Annotated in this window: 16 protein-coding genes and 2 tRNA genes; 10 read left to right on the forward strand and 8 right to left on the reverse strand. The window is 54.8% G+C overall.

Annotation, left to right across the window (positions count from 1 at the left end):
- Positions 1–31: 31 nt before the first annotated feature.
- From nfsA to hemA, 6 genes are all read right to left on the reverse strand, one after another.
- Positions 32–763, reverse strand: a complete 732-nt coding sequence (nfsA, locus tag QT230_RS07965) for an oxygen-insensitive NADPH nitroreductase (RefSeq protein WP_308321081.1) — start codon at positions 761–763, stop codon at positions 32–34.
- A gap of 200 nt (positions 764–963) precedes the next feature.
- The gene (locus QT230_RS07970; protein WP_308321082.1) at positions 964–1,719 is read right to left on the reverse strand and encodes a molybdopterin-synthase adenylyltransferase MoeB; all 756 of its coding nucleotides are present in this window, start codon (positions 1,717–1,719) and stop codon (positions 964–966) included.
- Positions 1,720–1,723: 4 nt separating this feature from the next.
- Complete coding sequence (locus QT230_RS07975) at positions 1,724–2,224, reverse strand: Lrp/AsnC ligand binding domain-containing protein (RefSeq protein ID WP_308321083.1); 501 nt, start codon at positions 2,222–2,224, stop codon at positions 1,724–1,726.
- A gap of 33 nt (positions 2,225–2,257) precedes the next feature.
- Positions 2,258–3,106: a peptide chain release factor N(5)-glutamine methyltransferase gene (gene prmC, locus QT230_RS07980; RefSeq protein WP_308321084.1), complete on the reverse strand. Its 849-nt coding sequence runs from the start codon at positions 3,104–3,106 to the stop codon at positions 2,258–2,260.
- Positions 3,106–4,194, reverse strand: coding sequence for a peptide chain release factor 1 (gene prfA, locus QT230_RS07985; RefSeq protein ID WP_308321085.1), 1,089 nt, complete (start codon positions 4,192–4,194; stop codon positions 3,106–3,108). The genes prmC and prfA overlap by 1 nt, the downstream gene beginning before the upstream one ends.
- Positions 4,191–5,504, reverse strand: coding sequence for a glutamyl-tRNA reductase (hemA, locus tag QT230_RS07990; protein WP_308321086.1), 1,314 nt, complete (start codon positions 5,502–5,504; stop codon positions 4,191–4,193). Before hemA ends, prfA begins: the two co-directional genes overlap by 4 nt.
- A 225-nt stretch (positions 5,505–5,729) precedes the next feature.
- On the opposite strand from hemA, the gene QT230_RS07995 reads away from it, so the two are divergent.
- The 9 genes from QT230_RS07995 to QT230_RS08035 all read left to right on the forward strand — a co-directional run bounded on the left by QT230_RS07995 (position 5,730) and on the right by QT230_RS08035 (position 13,184).
- Complete coding sequence (locus QT230_RS07995; protein WP_308321087.1) at positions 5,730–7,535, forward strand: tetratricopeptide repeat protein; 1,806 nt, start codon at positions 5,730–5,732, stop codon at positions 7,533–7,535.
- A 102-nt stretch (positions 7,536–7,637) separates the two neighbouring features.
- Complete coding sequence (lolB, locus tag QT230_RS08000) at positions 7,638–8,288, forward strand: lipoprotein insertase outer membrane protein LolB (RefSeq protein WP_308321088.1); 651 nt, start codon at positions 7,638–7,640, stop codon at positions 8,286–8,288.
- Between the two features lie 29 nt (positions 8,289–8,317).
- Positions 8,318–9,172 (forward strand): 4-(cytidine 5'-diphospho)-2-C-methyl-D-erythritol kinase, encoded by an 855-nt coding sequence (ispE, locus tag QT230_RS08005; RefSeq protein ID WP_308321089.1) that lies wholly within the window; start codon positions 8,318–8,320, stop codon positions 9,170–9,172.
- A 49-nt stretch (positions 9,173–9,221) separates the two neighbouring features.
- Positions 9,222–9,296: transfer RNA gene (locus QT230_RS08010), tRNA-Gln, on the forward strand.
- Positions 9,297–9,372: 76 nt separating this feature from the next.
- Positions 9,373–10,314: a ribose-phosphate pyrophosphokinase gene (locus tag QT230_RS08015; protein ID WP_308321090.1), complete on the forward strand. Its 942-nt coding sequence runs from the start codon at positions 9,373–9,375 to the stop codon at positions 10,312–10,314.
- Positions 10,315–10,412: 98 nt separating this feature from the next.
- Entirely contained in the window at positions 10,413–11,072 is a 660-nt protein-coding gene (locus QT230_RS08020; RefSeq protein ID WP_308321091.1) for a 50S ribosomal protein L25/general stress protein Ctc, read from the forward strand.
- 177 nt (positions 11,073–11,249) lie between these two features.
- The gene (gene pth, locus QT230_RS08025; protein ID WP_308321092.1) at positions 11,250–11,837 is read left to right on the forward strand and encodes an aminoacyl-tRNA hydrolase; all 588 of its coding nucleotides are present in this window, start codon (positions 11,250–11,252) and stop codon (positions 11,835–11,837) included.
- A gap of 102 nt (positions 11,838–11,939) precedes the next feature.
- Positions 11,940–13,031, forward strand: a complete 1,092-nt coding sequence (gene ychF, locus QT230_RS08030) for a redox-regulated ATPase YchF (RefSeq protein ID WP_240717500.1) — start codon at positions 11,940–11,942, stop codon at positions 13,029–13,031.
- A gap of 76 nt (positions 13,032–13,107) precedes the next feature.
- Positions 13,108–13,184 (forward strand) — tRNA-Met (locus QT230_RS08035).
- 62 nt (positions 13,185–13,246) lie between these two features.
- Here the strand turns inward: QT230_RS08035 and QT230_RS08040 are convergent.
- A complete protein-coding gene (locus QT230_RS08040) occupies positions 13,247–14,566 on the reverse strand; it encodes a M18 family aminopeptidase (protein WP_308321093.1) in 1,320 nt (439 codons plus the stop codon).
- Between the two features lie 138 nt (positions 14,567–14,704).
- Here QT230_RS08040 and QT230_RS08045 point away from each other — a divergent pair, with 138 nt between their 5' ends.
- Positions 14,705–16,825, forward strand: coding sequence for a carboxy terminal-processing peptidase (locus tag QT230_RS08045; RefSeq protein WP_308321094.1), 2,121 nt, complete (start codon positions 14,705–14,707; stop codon positions 16,823–16,825).
- A gap of 30 nt (positions 16,826–16,855) precedes the next feature.
- On the opposite strand, the gene QT230_RS08050 is transcribed toward QT230_RS08045, so the two are convergent.
- Positions 16,856–18,016: a low temperature requirement protein A gene (locus QT230_RS08050; RefSeq protein WP_308321095.1), complete on the reverse strand. Its 1,161-nt coding sequence runs from the start codon at positions 18,014–18,016 to the stop codon at positions 16,856–16,858.
- Between the last annotated feature and the right edge of the window lie 8 nt (positions 18,017–18,024).

Below are 18,024 nucleotides of genomic sequence, written 5' to 3' on the forward strand. Positions count from 1 at the left end.
TAATTTATTTGAGAGCTACTTCATTTCAGAGCTACTTCATTTCAAAACCACGCTCGATCAAGAAATCACGCATGTGAGGGCGCAGTTTGTTATCGAACAGCGGCTTGAGATTGTGCGACCAATCAGAATCTTTATTACTGCTGCTGCGAGCCTGATAGTAAGCTTGCATAGTGGCGTCGAAGGCCTGTACCTGCTCACTATCTTCAGTGTAGTAGTCTTCTTTCAGGACCGCTTCTACTGGCAGGCGTGGCTTTACCTCAGGTTCATGGTCAGGGTAACCCAAGCACATGCCAAACACCGGATAAACATGCTCAGGGAGGCGCAGCAGTTCACTAATCTGTTGCGGGTTATTGCGAATACCGCCGATGTAGCAGATACCCAGCCCTTCAGACTCTGCGGCCACCGCCACGTTTTGCGCCATCAGCGCTGTATCTACCGTCGCTACCAGCAGTTGTTCGGTCATACCTCGCACAACGTTGGCGCCGGTGTGCTCAGATGCTTCAGTAGGTCGCTTCATGTCAGCGCAAAATACTAAAAAGTCTGCACAGGTAGCGACATAGCTCTGACCACCTGCCAGCTCAGCAATTTGCTCACGGTTTGCCTGATTTTTAACGTGGATAACGGTATATGCTTGAACATGACTAGAGGTTGCCGCGCCTTGACCCGCTTGAATGAGCTCGACAAGCAACTCCCGGGGAATCGCACGGTCACTAAATTTGCGGATTGAGCGGTGGGATTTCAATAATTTAATAACGTCGTTCATGTTTTCTCGCTTATCTGGGTAACACTTATCTGAATCACTACTACACACAGGGTAACAGACTTGTACAAGATGACAGGATTAGCTCTTTTCTCAAGCGCTCTAGTTATCTTATAGCGCTGCAGGCCGCTGGTATCGAAGAAGATGAAACGACCTAAGGTCGTCTTAAAGACAAGGGGTGGCCTACATAACCAACAAGGCATTTAATGGCGCTGAGCACACACCGAGCACGCGGGATCCCGAGGCACTTGAAAATGCCGCCATTGCCCGCTTAAGCCGTCAAACGTCGAAAGCCCCTGGTGGGCAGTACCTGCGCCACTTAGTAGCTTAAATGCTTCTACTGCCTGAAAGCAGCCAATCAAGCCGACCAGCGGCGCCATTACGCCACTTTCTGCGCAGCTGAGCGCTTCATCGCCACTCTCATCGAGTGGATATAGGCAAGCATAGCAGGGACAGGCTGTATCGCGGGGATCAAACACGGCCAGTTGACCCGAAAAGCGAATAGCGGCGCCGGAGACCAGCGGCACCCTGGCCTTTTGTGACGCAGCATTCAGCGCATAACGGCTTGAGAATCGGTCCGTACAGTCCAGCACGACATCCGCCGAAGCGACCAATCGTTCGAGTGATTCGCCCTCTACATGTTCGTCTAAGGCCACGACGTGGCAGTGAGGGTTTAACGCCTGCATGCTGGCCTGGGCAGAGTAGGCTTTATTTAAACCAATACTGGCCTGATGATGCGCAATTTGACGCTGAAGGTTGGAAAGCTCGACTTGATCCGCGTCGGCGATGGTGATGCGCCCGACGCCTGCCGCAGCCAAATAGAGCGCAGCTGGTGAGCCCAAACCGCCAGCGCCGATAATCAGTGCATGGGCAGACTGCAGACGCTCCTGCCCCTCGATATCAACTTCGGGCAGCATAATCTGGCGGCTATAGCGCAGCAGCGTCTGGTCATCCATCATCGGTTTACTTATCCTCAAATTCCTCGAAGGCGGGAATGTGTAAATTGAAGCTCTCTTTTACCTCTTCCATCACCACATAGCTTTTTGACTCTTTCACACCCGGCAGCGTTAATACCACATCGCCCAATAGCTGCCGATAAGCAGCCATTTCAGGAATGCGGCATTTTAAGATGTAGTCAAACTGCCCTGAGACAAGGTGGCACTCCTGAATCTGCGGTAGCTTCTCGACAGCACGTCGGAACTCGTCGAATACGGTTGGCGATTGGGTTTCCAAGCTGATTTCGACAAAGACTAATAAGTTAGCCTTTAAAGCGCGGGGATCAAGAATGGCCTGGTAGCCACGGATAATACCCGCTTTCTCTAAACGCTTGACGCGCTCAAGACAAGGCGTTGTGGATAAACCCACTTCTGAGGCTAAATCAACGTAAGAAATACGTGCATTCTCCTGCAGGCAGTGCAGGATTTTAAGGTCGATACGGTCCAGCGTTCTATTTTTTGGTTTCATGGCAGGATCCAATACTGATGAATCAGGCAGTTATTAAAGGTGCCCTAGGGTAACCCGTTCATGCCCCCCCAAGTCACGCATACTTTCAACGCTTTGATAGCCAGCGCTTTTAAGCGCCTTGCGTACCTTATCAGCCTGGCTGTAGCCGTGCTCAAGTAACAACCAGCCTGATGCCGTTAAATAGGACTGAGCAGACTGCACCAGATACAGCAGATCGGCCATGCCTTCGGCGTCGGCAACAAGCGCTGAGCGAGGTTCAAACTGCACATCCCCTGCGGCCAAATGAGGATCATCGGCGGCAATATAGGGCGGGTTACTCACAATCATATCGAAACGCTTATCCGTCTCATCACAAGCCTCTAACGCCGCAAACCAATCGCTTTGTATAAAACGAGCGTTAGCGAACCCTAAGGTGCGCGCGTTACGGATTGCCAGCTCGACCGCTTCTTCACGCACGTCCACACCCAACACTTGCCAACCTGGCTGCTCGCTGGCAAACGCCAGGGCAATGGCGCCGGTGCCCGTCCCCAGATCAAGCAGTCGTCCTGTGGGCTGGGTCACACGACTAAGCGCAAGCTCTACGAGGGTTTCGGTATCGGGACGGGGAATTAACGTGCTAGGTGCGGTTGCGAAGCGCAACCCCCAAAATTCGCGTTCGCCGGTAAGGTAGGCAACGGGGGTTCCTTGAGCCCGTGCGGCGACAAGCGCCTCAAAGCGGGCTTGCTCCCGTGGAGGACACGCTTTATCGCCCCAGGTGTAAAGCCAAGTACGGTCACGTTCGAGCACATGGCACATCAGCACTTCAGCATCCACACGCGGCGAAGTGGATCCCGCCGCGTGCAACTCCTGAGCAGCCTGCTTCAGCAGCGCATCCAGAGACATTAGGCTTCCTGAAGAGCTGAAAGCTGTTCCGCTTGATACTCGTGAATCAGCGGGTTGATGACGTCATCTAACTGCTCACCACTAACCACTTCATTGAGTTTATAGAGGGTTAGATTGATACGATGATCGGTAATCCGTCCCTGGGGGAAATTATAGGTGCGAATTCGCTCACTGCGATCCCCTGAGCCCACCAAAGAACGGCGGGCATCGGCCTGCTCCTGGCGCTGGGAGTCCACTGCATTGCGCTTAAGCTTGGCTGCCAGCAGCGACATTGCTTTCGCACGATTCTTATGCTGACTGCGCTCTTCTTGGCACTCCACCACGACACCGGTAGGCAGGTGGGTAATGCGGATTGCCGAATCGGTCGTGTTTACGTGCTGTCCGCCAGCGCCACTGGAGCGATAGGTATCAACGCGTAAATCTGCCGGATTGATATCGACATCACCGACGTCATCGACTTCAGGCATGACCGCTACGGTGCAGGCAGAAGTGTGAATCCGGCCCTGGGATTCAGTTGCAGGCACGCGCTGAACCCGATGAGCGCCGGATTCAAACTTTAGCTGGGCGTATACACCATCACCTTTGACACGGGAAATAATTTCTTTATAGCCGCCCTGCTCACCATGGCTGGCGTTGACTATCTCAACCCGCCAACCGCGTTTTTCCGCATAGCGTGAGTACATGCGAAACAGGTCGCCAGCAAAAATTGCGGCTTCGTCGCCACCGGTTCCGGCACGCACTTCCAAAAACACCCCACGGCCATCATCAGGATCTTTAGGCACCAGCAGACGCTTTAATTCGGTATCTAATTCGGCTAACTGTTCGCGCCCCTCGCTCAGTTCCATCTCCGCCAATTCTCGCATGTCGGCGTCGCTATCGCGGCTAAGCTGCTCAGCTTCCTGCATATTGGTTTCGATATCACGGTAGCGCTGCCAAGCCGCCACCAGTTCTTCTAGCTCGGAATACTCCCGCGAATAGTCGCGAAAGCGCTGCTGGTTATTGATCACTTCAGGATCTGATAGCAGCATTGCCAGCTCTTCAAAGCGTTCCGTAAAGCTGTCTAAACGTTGGCGCAGAGTCTCTTTCATGCGGGCGTATCATCCTTCTGGCGGTTAGCCGTGGGCGCGGGCGTGGTTTCAAAGGCTGGTTTGATCGGTAACAACAGGCGCGGAGCGGCGTTCAGCAAGTCGTGATGCTCCTGTGAGGCTGCATCGCGGATGGCTTGAGTGGGCTGGTGCAGTAGCCGATTGGTCAACTGATGCGCCAGGCGCTCAATGACTTTAGCCGGATCTTCACCGCGCGCCAGCCGCTCCAGCGCCTGATCACGCGAAAGATCGCGAAGCGCTTCGCCATGCTGGCGGTAGTCGCGAATCAATTCACCGCCGTTGCGGATGCGCCGCTCATGCTGCCAACTGCCGACACCGTGCTCAATCAACGACTCGGCTTGATCGGCAGCAACTTGGCGGTGGCGGCGATTCTCTTGAATCACCTCCTCCAGGTCGTCCACGGTATAAAGGAACACATCCGCCAACTCGCCCACTTCGGGTTCGATATCTCGAGGCACGGCGATATCGACCATAAATACTGGCCGGTGGCGGCGTTTTTTGAGTGCTCGCTCCACCATGCCTTTACCCAGGATAGGCAAAGGCGCTGCGGTGGAAGAGATCACAATATCCGCATGTTCGAGCGCTTCGGGGATTTCCTGCAGGGTAATCGCCGTTCCACCTAAAGGGCCGGCCACAAGTTCGGCGCGCTCACGGGTGCGGTTGGCGACAGTCAGTTGAAGAACACCCGCTTCGTTTAAATGCCGAGCGACCAGCTCGATGGTTTCGCCAGCGCCAATTAACAGGGCACGAGAACGACTGAAATCGTCAAATATACGGCTAGCCATGCTGACCGCGGCATAGGCCACAGACACGGGGTTTTTACCGATGCCCGTCTCAGTACGCACCTGCTTGGCTACCGCGAAGGTGTGCTGGAACAGACGCTCCAACTCGCCGCCCAACCCTTTAGATTGACGCGCCTGTTGATAGGCGTCTTTTAACTGACCCAAAATCTGCGGTTCGCCCAGCACCATAGAATCCAGGCCAACCGCGACGCGCATTAAGTGGCGCGCCGCATCGTTGTCTAAATAGTGATAGGCACAGCGAGTCAGCTCATCGACGCGCAAATTATGAAAACGTCCGAGCCAATTGAGTACCGCCTGTTCACCCGCCGCATCCGTGACGCAGTAAAGCTCGGTGCGATTGCAAGTCGACAGCACCGCCGCTTCACTAATTTGTGGCAGATCACGCAATTCAGCCAAAGCAGTATCAAGCTGCGTTGGTGTAAAAGCGACCTGCTCACGCACGGCCACGCTGGCGGTACGATGATTTATTCCCAGGGCAAGAAGCGTCATGCGGTTTGCGTCTTCGCTAGTGTGTCGGACTTTTCGTTAATTGGGGCTTGCTTAAACAAGTCTTTGGCGTGGTGCGAGCGCTGCATATCAGTATGCATAAAATTTGCTGACCACCTTTTCTAGGAGGAACATTCTATCACAGCAGGCTATCATCTGGCCCACACCACTTTGCCGCAGGCAGGCAAGCCGCTATGCTGAGCATTCGGCCACCTAATCGAGAGACGCATGTCACAGCGCGCTACATTACTGGGCTCCACTTATATGGGTTCGAAATTGCTCAGCTCAACCCTGCTGCCCATGGCCATTACTGCCATTTTGCTAAGCGGTTGCCAATCTTCACCTCGTCTACAGGATAATCCACTCGGCACGTGGGCAGATGACCCTATGCGTGATGCACCGCCGATCACGCGTGGGCTGGACGCCGCTGGGTTGAGCGCACTGCTCGGCGCTGAACTCGCGGGCCAGCGTGGCGACTATCGCTCAGCAAGCAAGGGCTACTTAGAAGCGGCGCAACGCTATCGCGACCCCGCCCTTGCCGAGCGGGCCACCTTCGCCGCCCGCTTTGGCAATGAAGCCTCGTTGATAGAGGCGTCTGCGCTGCGCTGGCGTGAGCTGGCTCCCCAAGCAGAGGCCCCAAATCGCCTGCTGGCGGCGTTTTCATTGCAGCGCGGTGATTGGCTCGACAGTCTTGAGCAGCGCTTAGCGATTGCTGAAGCAGGCGGCCATGGAGATATAACCGCTTTTGCTGAGGTTGCAGTGGCTGAACAGGCGCCATTAAGATTAATTGCTGAACAGCTGCGCGAGCATCTGGCCCGCCCTAACGCCGATCAGTTAGAGCATCATGGCGATGTATTGCTAGGCACAGCCTTGATTGAGGCCTCTCTTGGCGACACCGCACTTGCCCAGCGGCGGCTTGATCAAGTCGAGTTACTCGACCCCGAATCTGCTGCGCTATGGCTAGTGAAAGCGCGTCTGGCCCTGGAAGTTGAAGATTACCCGACCGCTCAACAAGCGGCTCAACAAGGCCTGGAACTAGCGCCCGAAGACGTACGCTTTATATTACTATTGGCCCAGGCGGAAATTCGCCTCAACAATATTAGCGCCGCTGAAATTCAAACCGATGCGCTACTCGCAAGCCACGGCGGCAATCAGGATTTGCGCTTATCGCTGGCCCAGCTCTATCTAGAAGAGGGGCACCCAGCGCCAGCACAACGCTTACTACAGCCACTGATGGGTCAACCCAAGGTACCCAACTTAGCTTACTTCTTACTCGGCGCGATTACCCAGGAGCAAGGTGACATCGATAACGCTCTGCTTTATTACCGCCAAGTCACTGAGGGTGATGAATTTCTTCCCGCGCGCGCGGCAGCGGCAGAGATGTTGATTGAAGAGGACCGCTTGCTTGATGCTCGCGCCTTCCTGCGCATTGAGCGAATGCGCTTCGATAGCTATTTTAGCGAGCTGGTCATGCTGGAAGTGCAGCTACTGGATGAGCTCGACCAGCTATCAGATGCCAATGCCTTGTTAGATCGCGAAATCACCCGTACTCCTGATGACACCGCGCTACTCTATATGCGCGCCATGCGCCGCTGGGAAGCGGGAGATATAGCGGGCATGGAGCAGGATTTACGCCAAGTACTGAGCACCGACCCAAATAATGCCGAAGCACTCAATGCGTTAGGCTACACCCTGGCCGATCTGAACGTGCCGGGGCGCTTGGAAGAGGCCTTCGACCTGATTGAGCGCGCCTACGAAGCCGATCCTGATAATCCGGCCGTACTCGACAGCATGGGGTGGATCTATTTTCGGCTAGGTCAGCCGGAAGAAGCACTTGGCTGGCTTGAAAGCGCCTATACGCAATTGCCCGATCAGGAAGTGGCCGCCCATCTGGCAGAAGTACTGCAGGCGCTAGGGCGCAATGAAGAGGCGCGCCAATTGATCCAGCAAATTATGCTGCGCACAGACCAGCATCCGATGATTGATGACTTGCTTGAGCGCTTCCCTGAACTAACCCCTTCACAAACACCCTAACCGTCACCTTCTAAATGAAAGGATAGTTATTAATAGGGTCGCGATTAATAATGCTACCCTGACTTATTAATCGTTCATTCTTCTCTAACATGGAGCCTGTTTATGCTGACACTGACGTCTATCTCTTCTTCGCGCTGGACACTTTCACCCTCGTCCGCGCGCCTTTGGCTTGCGGGCCTTACCATTCTTTTACTCGCTGGGTGTGCCTCCCAGGGCCCCATGGATGAAAGTGGCCGCCAAGCTGGCCAGTGGGAACGTCAACAAGCGGATGTAGAAGCATTTGATACCTGGACACTCGTCGGCAAAGCAGGTCTACGTACGCCCGAAGAGAACGTCAGTGCTAACCTCGACTGGAATCAGACCCCTCACTATTTCCGCATGCTGATCAGCGGACCTTTTGGCGGCGGACGCAACGTACTGGAAGGACGCGAAGGGCGCTTTTCACTCTCCAATAGCGACGGTCGCTTTGAAGCAGAAACGCCTGAAGCCTTGATGGAAGAGCAGCTTGGCTGGGCACTGCCTGTCAGCGCTATGCCGGAATGGGTACGTGGCCTACCCGGTGAAAATGATAGTTACCAGTTAGAAACCGATGAACTTGGCTTCCCAAGCCACCTATCTCAAGATGGCTGGGAAATCGACTACCGCGACTGGGAGAAAGTGGAAGATATGTGGCTGCCCCGCCGTCTCGTCATGAACTACGACGATGTTCGCATCACGCTAGTGGTTAATCAGTGGCAAGCCAACGACGAGTAAGGCAAACAAAAAGTAAGGTAACCGTTGCGATGGATGCGCCGTCAACACTCCCCTCACCGGCCAAGCTTAACCGCATGCTGCATATCGTGGGCCGTCGTGAAGACGGCTACCACTCATTGCAAACGCTATTTCAGTTCATTGATCTCTGCGACTATCTCTCCTTCACGCCACGTAATGACGGCGAGATTCACTTAATCAGTGATGTTAAAGGCGTTAGCCACGATGACAATCTGGTCGTACGCGCCGCGCACCTTTTGCAGCGCCAATGCAACACCCATTTAGGTGTCACGCTGGCTATCGATAAGCAACTACCCATGGGCGGCGGCTTGGGCGGCGGCAGTTCTAATGCTGCCACCGTCTTGGTAGGACTGAATCACCTGTGGCAGCTCAACCTATCGCTTGATGAATTAGCCCACCTGGGGCTGGAACTTGGCGCCGATGTGCCTGTTTTTGTCCACGGCCATAGCGCCTGGGCCGAAGGCGTTGGCGAGCAGCTCACGGCGGTCACGCTCGATACTCCCTGGTTCGTGATTATTCACCCTGGGATTAGCGTCTCTACGCCTGGGGTCTTCCAAGACCCGCAATTGACACGTGACAGCCGCCCCATTACTATGGCGCGCGCACTGCAGGGGGGAGCGTCGGAGTGGCGCAACGATTGTGAAGCCGTGGTGAAAGAACGCTATCCGCCCATTGCGGAAGCGCTTTTTTGGCTCGCACAGCATGCACCTAGTCGGCTTACCGGCACGGGCGCTTGTTTGTTTGCTGCCTTTGAGACGCAGCAAGCAGCACAGGCAATCGCGCAATTAGCAGGGCAACGTTGGCCGACATGGGTAGCACGCGGACTCAATACCTCTCCCTTACATGATGCTCTAGGCTATTATTAGTCCTGCTCTGGGCAGTTGAAAACGCCGGGCCGTCGTAATAGGCCTTTGTTGGGGTATCGCCAAGTGGTAAGGCACCGGTTTTTGGTATCGGCATTCCCAGGTTCGAATCCTGGTACCCCAGCCAATTAATTTTGCAAATTTGGCCTACGTATGACCTGCGTTTTCTCCCCTGATTCTCAACACTGCAAAGGTGGCTGCACGTGTCAAAATTGATGGTTTTCGCCGGGAATGCTAATCCGGCACTCGCTCAAAAAATTGCCGAAAGCTTAGACAGCCGTATGGGTAACGCTACGGTAGGTCAATTCAGCGACGGCGAAATCGCAGTCGAGATCAATGAGAACGTGCGCGGTAAGGATGTCTTCATCCTGCAGTCCACCTGTGCACCGACAAACGACAATTTAATGGAGCTGATCCTGATGGTCGACGCCTTGCGGCGCGCCTCGGCAGCTCGTATTACTGCCGTATTGCCGTATTTTGGCTATGCACGGCAGGATCGCCGAGTGCGTTCCGCACGCGTCCCCATCTCCGCCAAAGTCGTTGCCGACATGATGGTGAAAGCGGGCGTTGACCGCGTGATGACTATGGATCTACACGCCGATCAGATCCAAGGCTTCTTTGATGTCCCTGTCGACAACGTCTACGGCTCCCCCATTCTGCTGGATGATATTGAACGTCAGAACTACAGCGACCTTGTCGTCGTTTCCCCTGACGTTGGCGGTGTGGTGCGTGCTCGCGCTATCGCCAAACAGCTAAATGCCGATCTAGCCATTATTGATAAGCGTCGCCCCCAGGCTAACCAAGCCCAGGTGATGCATATTATCGGTGAAATTGAAGGTAGAACCTGTGTCGTGGTCGACGACATGATCGATACCGCTGGCACCTTGTGCAAAGCCGGTGAAGCGCTAAAAGAGCACGGCGCCAAGCGCGTAGTGGCCTATGCGACTCACCCGATTCTTTCGGGCCCGGCGGTCGACAACATTACCAACTCCGTACTGGATGAAGTGGTGGTGACCGACACCATCCCGCTATCTGACGTTGCACGCCGTAGCGGAAAAATTCGCCAGTTGAGCGTTGCCGGCCTGATCGCGGAAGCGATTCGCAGGGTTAGCAACGAAGAATCTGTCAGCGCGATGTTCCATTAAACGCCTGACGATATAGCCCCCCTTTTGGGGCCCTGGAAACGTCGCCTGTCTGGTCGCGGTCGGCGGCGTCTTCCTTACTTAAACTAAGAGGCAATTCCATGTCTGATTTTATCTTGAAAGCCAGCGTTCGTAACGACCTGGGGAAAGGTGCGAGCCGCCGCCTGCGTCGTGCGAACCAGCAAGTACCTGCCGTGGTATACGGTGGCGAGAAAGGCGCACAGTCTATCTCTGTAGAAAAAACCGCTTTCTACAAAGCGATTGAAGACGAATCCTTCTTCTCCTCGGTCATCAAACTGATGATCGAAGGTAAAGAAGAGCAAGTGGTTGTCCGTGATCTGCAGCGTCACCCGTTCAAGCCGCTGCTGACCCACGCCGACTTTCTGCGCGTTGATGCAACCCACGAAATCACCATGAACGTACCGCTGCACGTGACCGGCGAAGAGGCGTGTGTCGGCATCAAAGATCAAGGTGGTGAACTGCACGTACTGGCCAACGAAGTTGCGATCAGCTGCTTGCCGAAAGACCTGCCTGACTATTTGGAAATTGACATCTCTGCTGTTGAACTTGGCACCACTCTGCACCTGTCTGATCTCACCCTGCCGGCCGGCGTCACGTCTGTTGACCTGTCCCACGGCGAAGAGCACGACAACGCCATTCTTAGCGTCACCAAAAAGAAAGAACGTCTTGAAGAAGATGAAGACGGTGACAGCGAAAGCGAAAACAAAGGTGAAGGTGAAGAAGATTCCAGCGCCGAGTAATCACGCTGCTAAGCATCCTACTAACGGAGCCACGCCTACATGGCTCTTGTGTTGCTAGAATGATGTTAAAATCAAGCGCCTCGGCGCTTGATTTTTTTTGCGTCCAGCGCTGAAGCAACGTCGACCATATCTTCTGGATGATGTTGGTCGCCCAGAAACTGTTTGTGAGGTGGGAAGATGAGCCAGGTCATGGCCATTATTGGATTAGGTAACCCAGGTGCCGAGTATGACGCAACGCGCCATAACGCTGGTTTCTGGTTGGTGGACGCCATTGCGCGCAGCGCCCATACCGAGCTGCGTCCGGAAAAGAAGTTTTTCGGCCACTACGCCAAAGTGCGCCTAGGCGACCACGAACTACACTTACTCAACCCCGCCACCTTTATGAATCGCAGTGGCGCTGCGGTCGCAGCGCTCGCTCAGTTCTTCAAGCTGACACCCGAAAATTTGCTGGTCGCCCACGATGAGCTTGACCTCCCCCCCGGCCAGGCACGCTATAAAACCGGCGGCGGTCACGGTGGTCATAATGGACTACGCGACATTATCAGCGCACTAGGCGATCAAAAACAGTTCCATCGCCTACGGATCGGCATTGGCCACCCTGGTGAGGCGCGCCAAGTGACCAATTATGTATTAGGCCGGCCTGGCAAAACCGATCAAGAGGCCATCGTTCGCGCCCTGGATGAGTGCGTCGTGACGCTGCCGCTAGCACTTGCAGGCAACTGGGCCAAAGCCATGAATCAGTTACACAGCCTGAAGCCAGAATAGAGGCCGTCCAGCACTGGCTAATGACGCCGGTAGCTGACGTCTAGCACATCTCGTAGAATGGCGGTTATTTCACGCCTACCACCTTATTCTCAGGAACATTTTATGGGTTTCAATTGCGGCATCGTCGGCCTGCCTAACGTCGGCAAGTCCACACTCTTTAATGCACTGACGAAGTCGGGCATAGATGCAGAAAACTTCCCCTTCTGCACCATCGAACCGAACGTTGGTATCGTCCCGATGCCCGATCCGCGCCTCGATAAGCTCGCTGAGATCGTCAAGCCGCAAAAAGTGTTGCCGACCACCATGGAGTTCGTCGACATTGCCGGCTTGGTGGCGGGAGCTTCCAAAGGCGAAGGCTTAGGCAATAAGTTCCTGGCCAACATTCGCGAAACCCAGGCAATTGCTCATGTGGTGCGCTGCTTCGATAACGACAACGTTATCCATGTTGCCAATCAGGTCGACCCGCGCGCCGATATCGAAACGATCAATTTAGAATTGGCACTGGCTGACCTCGATACCGTCGAAAAAGCCAGCCAGCGCCTAGTTCGCTCGGTTAAAGGCGGCGATAAAGATGCCATTGCGACTAAGGCTATTCTTGATCGTATTCAGCCCCACGTTGCGGAAGGTCTGCCGCTGCGTAGCTTTGGCCTGAGCGAAGAAGAGCAACGTCAGGTCAAGAGCTTTGGCTTTTTAACCTTGAAGCCGACCATGTACATCGCTAACGTCAATGAAGACGGTTTCGAGAACAATCCTTACCTGGATATTGTTAATGAAATCGCCGCCGAGGAAGGCGCGCTAGTAGTGCCGGTGTGTAATCAGTTGGAAGCCGAAATCGCTGAGCTAGACGACGAAGAGCGCTCCATGTTCTTAAGCGAGATGGGCATGGAAGAGCCCGGCCTTGATCGCGTTATTCGTGCAGGTTATTCACTGCTGGGTCTGCAAACCTACTTCACCGCCGGTGTTAAAGAAGTTCGCGCTTGGACAGTCAAAGAGGGCGCGACCGCTCCTGAAGCAGCAGGTGTTATCCATACCGACTTCCAGAAAGGCTTTATCCGCGCTGAAGTCGTGGCCTATGACGATTTTGTCTCGCTAAATGGCGAGCAAGGCGCTAAAGATGCCGGCAAGTGGCGCTTGGAGGGCAAGGAGTACATTGTTAAAGACGGCGATGTAGTTCATTTTCGCTTTAATGTGTAAGCTGCTGCTTATGCATAGACGGCAATAAAACATTGACCACTGGGGCCTTTGTCAGTATCATTCGCCCCCGTTGAAAGGCTACGTAGCTCAGCTGGTTAGAGCACATCACTCATAATGATGGGGTCCCCTGTTCAAATCAGGGCGTAGCCACCAAAGCTTATTGAAAAGCCCGCTGACGCTGTCAGCGGGCTTTTTCGTTTCTAAATCATTTACCGCTAACTCAAGGAAGGACGGTTTAAAAACAGCGTTAGCGCGCGGGTCAGGTAATCGACATCTCTCGAACCCGCTGTCTCCCGAATCGAGTGCATCGCCCACTGGGGAACCCCGACGTCAATAGTCGGCACGCCTAACTCCGTCGCAGTAATCGGGCCAATCGTGCTTCCGCAGCCCATATCTGCCCGCGTCACAAACGACTGCACTGGCACGTCCGCTTCGCGGCACACATCGCGAAACAGCGCGCCCGTGACGCTATTGGTGGCATAGCGCTGGCTAGCATTTATCTTGATCACCGGACCGCCGTTTATCGCCGGACCGTGGCGCTCATCGTGCTTATCGCGAAAATTAGGGTGCAGCGCATGAGCGTTGTCACACGAGATCATCAGCGACGACTGAATCAGTTGAATCAGCGACTCCTCACTGCCCTTTTTACCGCCTTTGCCGCCTACCTGGCTATTGATGCGCTTTAACACATCTGCCAAAAACGGCCCTTGGGCACCGCAAGCGCTGGCACTGCCGACCTCCTCATGGTCATTAGCGACCAGCAAAGCGCCTTGGCTGCCATCGCAATCCAACAGCGCTTCCAAACCAATGAAGCAGGAAAGCAGGTTATCTAACCGGGCGCTCGCCACCAGCTCTTGCTTGACGCCAACCAGTGATGGGGGCTGAACATCGTAAAAGCCCAACTCGAAATCCACCACTTCAACGCCATCCAGGCTGTGCTGCTCTTTTAACCACTGCGTCACCAAGTCGGCCAACGTCGCCGCCTCGCTCTGCATCAACACCGGCGCCATTTGCGCCTGCGGGTTAATCTGACGGCCACTGTTCACGTCACGATCAAGGTGAATCGCCAAGCTCGGCACCATGGCAATCGCCCGGTCGACATTGAGCAGCACGCTCTCTAAGCGGCCATCGGCATGGCGCACATGCACCCGCCCTGCCAACCCCAGGTCACGATCAAACCACGGTGCCAATAAAACACCGCCATATACCTGCACACCTAACTGAAGCCAGCCAGCTGAGTGCTGAGCCGCATTGGGCTTTAAGTGTAGCCCAGGGCTATCGGTGTGGGCACCGATCATGCGTAGTGCTGCTAATTCAGACGCCGGCAACTGAAACGCGATAATCGCTGAATCATTACGGGTAACGTAGTAGCGTTTTCCTGGGGTAAGCTGCCAGTTCGCCGTCTCTTCCAGCCGCTGAAAACCGGCTTGCTCTAACCGCGCGGCCATATTAAGCGCGGCGTGCCACGGGGTCGGCGATTGGCGCAGAAAATCGCATAGACGCGTTAAACGTTCAGCGTTGAAAGTCTCGGACATGGAATTCCTCGTAACAGTAATGATTGAGTCTCATCGCGCAGGTGACCTGCTACAATACTCCCTCGACCTACACAACTCATGGGTCATATGCGGGTCTAGGGAAGAATGAGTGTACACAAATCCGGGAGAGCTTGACTGATGAGCTTGTTTGCAACGCTTTCGCGTTCGGTCGCCCTGGCTGTCATGCTGGTTGTTACCAGCCCAGCCGCCTTCGCGCAACTTGAACCGACCGATGAACAACGCCAGGCGGCAGTGGAAATTGCGGATTCGCTCCGCTACGGCCACTATGCTGATATTACTTTTGACGACGCGTGGTCGCAGGACGCTTTCCAACGCTACCTGGACATTCTGGACGGCCAGCGCGCCTACCTGCTGCGCAGCGACATCGAGCCCTATCGCCACTTAGAGACGGGCATGGCAGACGCCCTTTTCAATGGCGAGCTGGATGATGCGTTTAAACTCTACAACACCTTCAGCGACCGGCAGCGGGCCCGCCTTGAGTCACTGCTCGCGCAGCTTGATGAAGGCCTTGATTTTGACTTTGATAGCAATGAGCGCTTGGAAATTGATCGTGAAGAGGCACCCTGGGCAACCCGACAAAGCGAACTCGACGAGTTGTGGCGCAAGCGGCTTAAAAATGACGCGCTAACACTCGCCCTGACCGACCAGGATAACGAGCAGATTGAAACCAATCTGCGCCAGCGCTACGAAGGCCAACTGACGCGGCTGGAGCAAACTGAGTCTGAAGACGTGTTTGGCGTGTTGATGGCAGCCGTTACCAGCAGCATTGATCCGCACACCGGCTATCTCTCCCCGCGCCAGGGAGAATCGTTTGATATCCAGATGAGCCTCTCCCTTGAAGGCATTGGTGCCCTGCTGCAATCGGACGGCGAGTACGTAAAAGTTTCCAGCTTAGTCCCCGGCGGCCCGGCGGAACGTGCCGGGGTATTGGAACCTGCTGACCGGATCATCGCCGTGGGGCAAGAAGATGGCGAGATGGTCAATGTGGTCGGCATGCGTCTGGATAACGTCGTGGATCTGATTCGTGGCCCTAAAGGCTCCATCGTCCGGCTGGATGTAGTACCTGCTCAAGCGGTCGATATGACTCGCTCGCAGACCGTTGAGATCACTCGCGACACCGTCAGCCTTGAAGACCAAGCCGCCCACAGCGAAGTGATTGAAGTTGAACGCGACGGCGAACCGCATCGTCTTGGGGTAATTAATGTACCAACGTTTTATGTCGATTTTGACGCCTGGCAAGCAGGCGAAGAGGAGTATCGCAGCACCACACGTGATGTTGCCAAGGAAATAGAAAGCCTTAAAGAAGAAGGTGTGGAAGGCATCGTACTGGATTTACGTAACAACGGCGGCGGCGCGCTGCAGGAAGCCAACTCGCTGATTGGCTTGTTTATTGATCGCGGCCCTACAGTACAAGTACGCGATGCCCAGGGCCGCATCCAGCTTTATGGCGACAGCGAAGCGGGTACGCTCTATGACGGCCCGTTAGGCGTATTGGTGAACCGTCTCTCCGCCTCCGCCTCAGAAATTTTCGCCGGCGCTATTCAAGACTACGGTCGTGGCCTAGTGCTAGGCACACCGACCTTCGGTAAAGGCACCGTCCAGACACTTAACGAGCTCAGCCATGGGCAGATTAAACTGACCCGCGCCAAGTTCTATCGCATCTCTGGTGACAGCACCCAGAACCGTGGCGTTGAGCCGGATATCCACTTTCCCAGCCTGATTGATCCCGAGCGCATCGGTGAAAGCAGCCTGGATAACGCGCTAGAGTGGGATACCGTTCAAAATGTTCAGTATCGCCGCTACGGCGAGCCGGAAACAGTGCTGGACAAACTTATTGCCCACCACGATGCGCGCGCCGAGAACAATCCCAACTTCCGCTATCTGGAGCGCCAGTCAACCCTGGCGCGCCAGTTACGTGAACAGCACACCAGCGTGAGCCTAAATCGCGAACAGCGGAAGCGTGAAATGGAAGCTCAAGAAGCGGAACAGCTATCCTTGGAAAACCAACGCCGTCGTGCGCTGGGCCTAGAAGAGCTGGACGAATGGATGGACGCCCGATCAGAGGGCACTGATGGAGTACCCGAAGGGGTAGAAGGCGAAGAAACCACGCAAGACAGTGAAGACGAAAAAGGAGAAGATGAAGCACTGGCCGTCGATCGCGCTTATGTGCTTGAATCGACTGAAATCCTGCTCGACTACGCCCACCTACAAAGTGCACAGCGTATGGCGAGATACTAATCAGAGCGACCAATCAAGCAAAAGGCTCCATCAATGTGCTGGCCCAGAAAGGGCTGGCACATACCACTGATGAATGAAGACCGCCCCTGCTAACACAAGCGCTACTGCCACAAGGTTGAATCCCGCCAATGGCATAGAGCCAACAATCGCTAGAACCAGCGCGGTTACCAGCAAGGTCCAGCGCCCCATCCCAATCCGGCAGTACCGGTCCCGAATAAGCCAAAGCGTAGCGCAATAAACCGCTATAGGTAGCACCACAGGTGTAGCAGCGTAGGCGTCAGTGGCGAGCACTACCTGCATACCAGCCCCTGCCATCGCTGCGGCGCCAAATACCGCGAAATGTCCGTATCCCCACAGGAGCGCCCTCCGCAGATCATCGCTACCTAAATGTTCTTCATGCGTAAAATAAAAGCTCCACATCGAAAACCCAACAATAGCGAAGAGCAGCGCCTGCCCTAGCATGCCCCACTCAGGAAAAATCATACCAGGGCTACCCTTCATCGCCAGAACGATCGCTATAAAACACTGGCCCAAAACGATCAGGTTCAGCCGAGCATAGCGGGAGATAATATGCCCCCGATGCCAAGGAGTCCCGATTTTCCATTCAGCCAAGGCGGGCACCGCCAGCTCTCCGGCAGCCCCGAGCAGGAACAACGGCAAATAAAGAATAGAGCCTGGAGGAACCACTGCAACAACGACCAACCAGAATAACTGCATGATAAAGAGACCGGCCGCATAGCGCCTCCCTGTCCTTCGCCTAAGAGGGTCGCCCTGCGCTGCTCCTAACCAGAAAAAAATCATGGCCAGCCGCAGCACTATAAAGCCCGCCAAGACGAGCCATATCCGCTCGCCTGAGAAGAGCATTTCAACTCCTGCGGCAACTATCAACAGGCCGAACATGGCAACCATGGTCAGTAACTGAAACACCCCAGAATGGTTATAGTAGGCAGAAGCGAACCACACATAGTTCATCCATGCCCACCAGATCATGAAGAAACTAAACAGAAATCTGATCAGCCCCAGAGCCACCTGCTCTTCGATAAAACTATGAGCTAACCCCCGTGCCACCATCCCAATCGCAACGACAGCAGCGAGATCGAAAAGCAACTCTAGCGGCGTCGTCGCCCGATTATCTTCCTTCGGATCACGCGGAAGAAAAGCAAAGGGAATGGTGTGCTTTAAGATGCTCATGGCCTATA

The sequence above is a fragment of the Halomonas sp. SpR8 genome (assembly GCF_031010195.1).
GTDB lineage: Bacteria > Pseudomonadota > Gammaproteobacteria > Pseudomonadales > Halomonadaceae > Vreelandella.

Bases quoted from the DNA above. Each gene is read 5' to 3' on its own strand.
- QT230_RS08020 (WP_308321091.1), top strand. From the start codon at position 10,413: ATGTCTGATTTTATCTTGAAAGCCAGCGTTCGTAACGACCTGGGGAAA.
- hemA (WP_308321086.1), bottom strand. From the start codon at position 5,504: ATGACGCTTCTTGCCCTGGGAATAAATCATCGTACCGCCAGCGTGGCC.
- QT230_RS07975 (WP_308321083.1), bottom strand. From the start codon at position 2,224: ATGAAACCAAAAAATAGAACGCTGGACCGTATCGACCTTAAAATCCTG.
- QT230_RS08040 (WP_308321093.1), bottom strand. From the start codon at position 14,566: ATGTCCGAGACTTTCAACGCTGAACGTTTAACGCGTCTATGCGATTTT.
- prfA (WP_308321085.1), bottom strand. From the start codon at position 4,194: ATGAAAGAGACTCTGCGCCAACGTTTAGACAGCTTTACGGAACGCTTT.
- ychF (WP_240717500.1), top strand. From the start codon at position 11,940: ATGGGTTTCAATTGCGGCATCGTCGGCCTGCCTAACGTCGGCAAGTCC.
- nfsA (WP_308321081.1), bottom strand. From the start codon at position 763: ATGAACGACGTTATTAAATTATTGAAATCCCACCGCTCAATCCGCAAA.
- prmC (WP_308321084.1), bottom strand. From the start codon at position 3,106: ATGTCTCTGGATGCGCTGCTGAAGCAGGCTGCTCAGGAGTTGCACGCG.
- ispE (WP_308321089.1), top strand. From the start codon at position 8,318: ATGGATGCGCCGTCAACACTCCCCTCACCGGCCAAGCTTAACCGCATG.
- lolB (WP_308321088.1), top strand. From the start codon at position 7,638: ATGCTGACACTGACGTCTATCTCTTCTTCGCGCTGGACACTTTCACCC.
- pth (WP_308321092.1), top strand. From the start codon at position 11,250: ATGAGCCAGGTCATGGCCATTATTGGATTAGGTAACCCAGGTGCCGAG.
- QT230_RS07970 (WP_308321082.1), bottom strand. From the start codon at position 1,719: ATGATGGATGACCAGACGCTGCTGCGCTATAGCCGCCAGATTATGCTG.
- QT230_RS08045 (WP_308321094.1), top strand. From the start codon at position 14,705: ATGAGCTTGTTTGCAACGCTTTCGCGTTCGGTCGCCCTGGCTGTCATG.
- QT230_RS07995 (WP_308321087.1), top strand. From the start codon at position 5,730: ATGTCACAGCGCGCTACATTACTGGGCTCCACTTATATGGGTTCGAAA.
- QT230_RS08050 (WP_308321095.1), bottom strand. From the start codon at position 18,016: ATGAGCATCTTAAAGCACACCATTCCCTTTGCTTTTCTTCCGCGTGAT.